A 5370-nucleotide genomic window follows, 5' to 3' on the forward strand; every position below is an offset into this window, starting at 1 on the left:
TTTATATGATGAAAAGGCAATGAAAAAAGCTGACCATAAGAAGGCTGAAGCCAATGCACTTGAAGCACACAAATTAATTAACATTACTAAAGTTCCAATGGATGTTGAAAGATTCGGAACTGTTCCGGTCAATCCTGTTGCAGCTGAAAAAGCTGGAACTACACTGATTGGTTGTGATGTTGGATTCAATGGTGATAAACTTCCAGAATTAATGGAATTGGGTGCTCAATTCTATGATGCTGATGGACTTCCAACCTTGCTGTCAACATTGGATTACGTAAGTACCAATATCGTAAAAAGAGTTTTAGATGTTGCATTCAACGAAAATGTTATTGTTCCAGGTTCCGCTTTAGGAATTACTGGTAGGGCAGGTATCACAGGTCGTAAACCTGAACTTATTTTAGAAGCTGTTCAGGATAAGTTTGAAAATGTGGTATTTGTCGAAGACGGTCTTGCATTAGGTTCTGCTATTATGGCTCGTTGTATGAACTCAATGGGTACTCCTAAAGTGCCTATTGGTGGTAAACAAGGCGGAAGATGTATTCTTAAAGACCGTATGAAAATGGCAGGCGGAAAATTCGCTTAAATTTTAGTGGTTTGTCATGATTTATGCAATTTTGATGGCTGGAGGTATGGGAACTAGACTTAAAGTTCCCTGCGAAAAACCTCTTTTTAAATTACATGATAAACCTTTAATTAAATATGTACTTGACAATTTGAATGCCTCTAAATTAATCGATAAAACAGTTATTGCTGTAAGTCATCACACTCCCGAAACGGCAAAATATCTCAATAATCTTGGTGGAGATTTTCAGATATTGGATACTTCCGGAGAAAGTTACCTTACTGATTTGTCCTACATTTTAGATTATTTTGAACAAAAATCAGATAAGGATGTTTTACTTTTTATTAATGCCGATTTACCGTTTATTTCCACACAAACAATAGATTATGTTCTGGAATATTATTTGAGTTGCGGTAAGGATGCATTATCCACTTTGGTTCCAGTCGAGATTTTTGAGGAGTTGGGACTTGACTACTCTTATGAGTTTAACGGGCTGGTTCCATCAGGTTTAAATGTTTTAAGAAGTATCAATATTGTTCAGGATGAGGATCAATTAGTTATTCCTAAGCGTGAACTGGCCTTGAATATTAATACCCTTTTAGATAGTCGGGTAGCAGAAAAATTGCACAATGAATATTATATTTAAATATAATGAAATTATATATTTATATAATTAGATTTAATTTTTATCAGGTGATTAAATGGAAAATAAACAACAACTTCCTAAAAGAGAAGAAAAATTATGGAGTGAAATTAAAAATTATCAAGTAGCTACCAACAATGCACGTATCCTTGGAGTATTAGATGAATTAATCATTAATGAAAAAACTGGTAAAATTGTTGATATAGCTATTAGAGTAGAAAGCGACCGCAATATCCATGTAAAAGGTGCTAAAAGAAACGGTGACTTATTATTAGTTCCTTTTGCTAAAGTAGAAAAAGTCGGCGAATTTATTATTGTAACTGAATAATTTCAGTTATCTCTTTTTTATTATTATTTTTTTTTCTAACAATTGTTAACTATTTATATTTGGTAATGCTATATTTATTATAGTATAAAACAAATTCATATTTTAATTTTAAGGTGATTATATGTTGCTTGAAATAGAAAATTTAGGAGTAGAAGTAGCTGGTAAAAGAGTTTTAAAAGATGTCAATCTCTCTATTGCTGAAGGCGAAACTCATGTTCTTTTAGGACCTAATGGTGCTGGTAAAAGTACTTTATTCTTAACTATTTTGGGTTTTCCACAATATGACGTAGTTCAAGGTTCTATTAAATTTAAAGGTCAAGATATTACTAAATTAACTACTGCTGAAAGAGTTAAATTAGGTATTGGTGTAAGTTTTCAAACCCCTCCTTCAATCAGAGGAGTGTCTGTAAGAGATTTATTAAAAATTGAATCTCATCAGGATATGGATGAAGAATTGAATCCTAGAATGCAAGAATTGGCTAAACAGCTTAAATTCAGCGATGAATTTTTAGACAGGGATGTCAATTTAGGATTTTCAGGGGGAGAAGTAAAACGTTCAGAAATTTTACAGTTATTGGCTCAAATGCCTGATTTCACTATGTTTGACGAACCTGATTCCGGTGTGGATATTGAAAATGTAGAATTATTGGCTTCTGAAATAGGTACATTGCTTGATAAGGATAAACCACAAGGTTCAAGAAAAAGAAGTGGACTTTTAATTACTCACTTAGGTTACATTTTAAACTTTGTAAGTGCAGATAAAGCACATGTTTTAATCGATGGTGTAATTTCTTGTTCCGGAAATCCTACTGAAATTTTAGAAGATATTAGAAAAAACGGTTTTAATGGATGTGTTGAGTGTGCGCAATGTTTATAGTGATGCTGAAAGAGCAAAAGACAAAAAAGCAGCTTTAGGAGCTGACGTTACTATTGAAAATTTCACTGATGAAACTGTAAATGCTTTAGATATGATTGATGACTTAAAGGATTTAGATAAACAGACCCAAAAAGATCTTCTACAGGTTGGTGTAGATACCGAAGAGAAAAACAGGTCTGGATCATTTTTACAAGTTGACCAAAGTAACATTTTTACTAACAACAGCATGTCTGATTCTATTGAAGTAATGAATATGGCTGTTGCAATGGATAAATACAGCTGGTTGGATGACTATCTTTGGAATGTTGTTAAACCTGATGCGGATAAATACACTGCTAAAACTGCTTTAAATGAACAGGAAAATGGAGTTTTAAGCGGGTATTTTGTAAGGTCATTGCCTGGAACCAAAGAAGTAATGCCTGTACAGGCTTGTATGTTTATCAGTGATGAGGATATTATGCAAACAGCACACAATGTGATTATTGCTGAAGAAAACTCTGAGTTACATTTAATTACCGGTTGTGCAACCGGAGACGATGTTGGCTCTGCAATGCACGTTGGTGTATCTGAAATGTATTTGAAACCAGGTGCTAAAATCACTTTCACTATGGTTCACAACTGGGCAGAACAAGTTGAAGTACGTCCTAGAACTGGTGTTAAATTAATGGATAACTCTACTTACATTAACAATTATATTTTAACCAGTCCTGTCAGCACTATTCAGTCTTTCCCTACTGCTTACTGTGACGGTAAAAATTCAAGAGCTATTTTCCAAAGTATCCAAGGTGGTAAAAAAGACTCCATTATTGATGTAGGATCAAGAGTGCTTTTGAATGCTGAAGGTGCAAGAGGAGAAGTTATTTCAAGAGCTGTGGCACAGGACGAATCAAAAATTTATGCTAGAGGTCATTTAGCAGGTACCGTTCCTGATGTAAAAGGTCATTTGGAATGTCACGGATTGGTATTGTCTGATGACAGTTTCATTTATGCAGTTCCAGAACTTGAAGCTAGTTCTGCAAACTTGGAAATGTCTCACGAAGCAGCTGTGGGTAAAATTTCAGAAGATGAGATTAATTACTTGACTTCTAGAGGAATTGCCGAAGAAGATGCAGAATCCATGATTGTAAGAGGATTTTTAAACATGGATATCACTGGTCTTCCTGACGAATTAGCTCAACAAACTCAAAATATGATTGATATGAGTCTTGATGGAATGTAATTCCATCTAATTTTTCTTTTTTTCTTATTTTCTTTTGTATAATTTATTTTTCGTTCATCTTGTTTTATACTATATAAACTTTTTGACTTAAATTTCCAAGTAACATTTATATTAATTATTAATGAAATATATTAATCAGTACATAATGTATTGCTGAGCTAGCTCATTACGTACGGAAATTGTGATTTTAAGGCATGCCTAAATAGTATTGTCTTAAAAGAAGATTTTAAAATTTTTTACAAAACTTTAAAATTAGAATTTGAAGGGCGCAAGTTTTTCTAAATTCGCAAAAAAATATTTATAGAGGAGGAGAAACTCTATGGCTGATGATGTAAAAATTGTAATGTTTTGTTGCAACTGGTGTTCCTATGGGGGAGCAGACACAGCTGGTACTGCAAGGATGCAATACCCACCGAATATTAGAGTTATTCGTGTAATGTGTTCAGGAAGAATTGACCCACAATTTGTTTTGAAAGCATTCCAAGAAGGTGCTGATGGTGTATTCGTAGCTGGATGTCACATGGGTGACTGCCACTATGATGCTGGAAACTACAAATTAGATCGTAGAATGAGATTAATTTATAAATTAGTTGAAGATATGGGAATTGGAAAAGAAAGAGTTCACCACGACTGGATTTCCGCATCCGAAGGTGAAAAATTCTCTTCATCTGTTAAAATGATGGTTAACAGAATCAAAGAATTAGGTCCAGCTCCATTAAAACAACAATTAGATGCTGAAAGATAGATTGGAGGAATAAATATGGCAGATAAAGTTAAAATAGGAACTATGTGGTTCGGTGGATGTTCCGGTTGCCACTTATCCATTGCTGATTTCCACGAATCATTAATTGATGTAATGGAATTTGCAGATTTTGAATTTTCCCCTGTACTCATGGATACTAAATACGACGAAGTACCTGAATTAGACATTATTATTGTCGAAGGTGGAGTAAGAAACGATGAAAACAGAGAATTAGCTGAAATGTTAAACGAAAAAGCTAACATGGTTATTGCTTACGGAACCTGTTCCTGCTACGGTGGTATTCCAGGTCTTGGAAACTTATGGACTGTAGAAGAATTAGAAGAAGAAGCATACATCAACTCTGTATCAACCGTAAACCCTGAAGGAATTATTCCTCACGAAGATGTACCTCATCTCGAAAGCAGAGTAAGACCTATCGGTGAAGTTATGGACATTGATTTAATGATTCCAGGTTGCCCACCTCGTTCTGATGTTGTAGCAGAAGCTATCTTAACATTATTAAGAGGAGAAACTATTGAATTACCTTCAACCAACCTTTGTGAAGTATGTCCTAGAGAAAAACCACCTGCAGGTTTAGCTATGGACTTCATTAAAAGACAATTCGAATTAGGTTTACCAGAACCTGATTTATGTTTAATTACCCAAGGTTTAGTATGTATGGGTCCTGCTACCGTATCCTTATGTGGTGCAGAATGTCCTTCCATTGGTATCCAATGTAGAGGATGTTACGGTCCTACCGCTAAAGTATTAGACCAAGGAGCAAAAATGATCAGTGCGATTGCATCTGACTACGGTGTACAAGAAGATAAAACCGTTGATCCTGAAACTGTCGCAGATCAATTAGATGATATTGTAGGTACATTCTATACTTACACATTACCTGCTGCTTTAGTACCAATCAAAATGCAGAAAGGAGGAGAATAAAATGGTTAAACTTACTATGGAGCCTGTCACTCGTATTGAAGGACACGCTAA

Annotated in this window: 7 protein-coding genes; all 7 read left to right on the forward strand. The window is 34.6% G+C overall.

Annotated features, from left to right (window positions below):
* The coding region (locus tag ACKI30_RS06235) for a DUF2114 family protein (RefSeq protein WP_407410832.1) at nucleotides 1-586 on the forward strand (586 nt) is incomplete at its 5' end.
* 16 nt (nucleotides 587-602) lie between these two features.
* Complete coding sequence (locus ACKI30_RS06240) at nucleotides 603-1211, forward strand: NTP transferase domain-containing protein (RefSeq protein WP_407410834.1); 609 nt, start codon at nucleotides 603-605, stop codon at nucleotides 1209-1211.
* 55 nt (nucleotides 1212-1266) lie between these two features.
* Nucleotides 1267-1536 carry a PRC-barrel domain-containing protein gene (locus tag ACKI30_RS06245; RefSeq protein WP_296884071.1) on the forward strand — a complete coding sequence of 90 codons (270 nt, stop codon included), beginning with the start codon at nucleotides 1267-1269 and terminating at the stop codon, nucleotides 1534-1536.
* Nucleotides 1537-1657: 121 nt separating this feature from the next.
* The gene (locus tag ACKI30_RS06250; protein WP_407410836.1) at nucleotides 1658-2413 is read left to right on the forward strand and encodes an ABC transporter ATP-binding protein; all 756 of its coding nucleotides are present in this window, start codon (nucleotides 1658-1660) and stop codon (nucleotides 2411-2413) included.
* Complete coding sequence (locus ACKI30_RS06255; protein ID WP_407410838.1) at nucleotides 2382-3632, forward strand: SufB/SufD family protein; 1251 nt, start codon at nucleotides 2382-2384, stop codon at nucleotides 3630-3632. The genes ACKI30_RS06250 and ACKI30_RS06255 overlap by 32 nt, the downstream gene beginning before the upstream one ends.
* 319 nt (nucleotides 3633-3951) lie before the next feature.
* Nucleotides 3952-4377, forward strand: coding sequence for a hydrogenase iron-sulfur subunit (locus ACKI30_RS06260; protein WP_295598452.1), 426 nt, complete (start codon nucleotides 3952-3954; stop codon nucleotides 4375-4377).
* A 15-nt stretch (nucleotides 4378-4392) separates the two neighbouring features.
* Complete coding sequence (locus tag ACKI30_RS06265; protein WP_298525164.1) at nucleotides 4393-5319, forward strand: F420-nonreducing hydrogenase; 927 nt, start codon at nucleotides 4393-4395, stop codon at nucleotides 5317-5319.
* The last annotated feature ends 51 nt before the right edge of the window (nucleotides 5320-5370 follow it).

Source organism: Methanobrevibacter sp. (genome assembly GCF_045539575.1).
GTDB lineage: Archaea > Methanobacteriota > Methanobacteria > Methanobacteriales > Methanobacteriaceae > Methanocatella.

Bases quoted from the DNA above. Each gene is read 5' to 3' on its own strand.
- ACKI30_RS06240 (WP_407410834.1), top strand. From the start codon at position 603: ATGATTTATGCAATTTTGATGGCTGGAGGTATGGGAACTAGACTTAAA.
- ACKI30_RS06245 (WP_296884071.1), top strand. From the start codon at position 1,267: ATGGAAAATAAACAACAACTTCCTAAAAGAGAAGAAAAATTATGGAGT.
- ACKI30_RS06250 (WP_407410836.1), top strand. From the start codon at position 1,658: ATGTTGCTTGAAATAGAAAATTTAGGAGTAGAAGTAGCTGGTAAAAGA.
- ACKI30_RS06255 (WP_407410838.1), top strand. From the start codon at position 2,382: ATGGATGTGTTGAGTGTGCGCAATGTTTATAGTGATGCTGAAAGAGCA.
- ACKI30_RS06260 (WP_295598452.1), top strand. From the start codon at position 3,952: ATGGCTGATGATGTAAAAATTGTAATGTTTTGTTGCAACTGGTGTTCC.
- ACKI30_RS06265 (WP_298525164.1), top strand. From the start codon at position 4,393: ATGGCAGATAAAGTTAAAATAGGAACTATGTGGTTCGGTGGATGTTCC.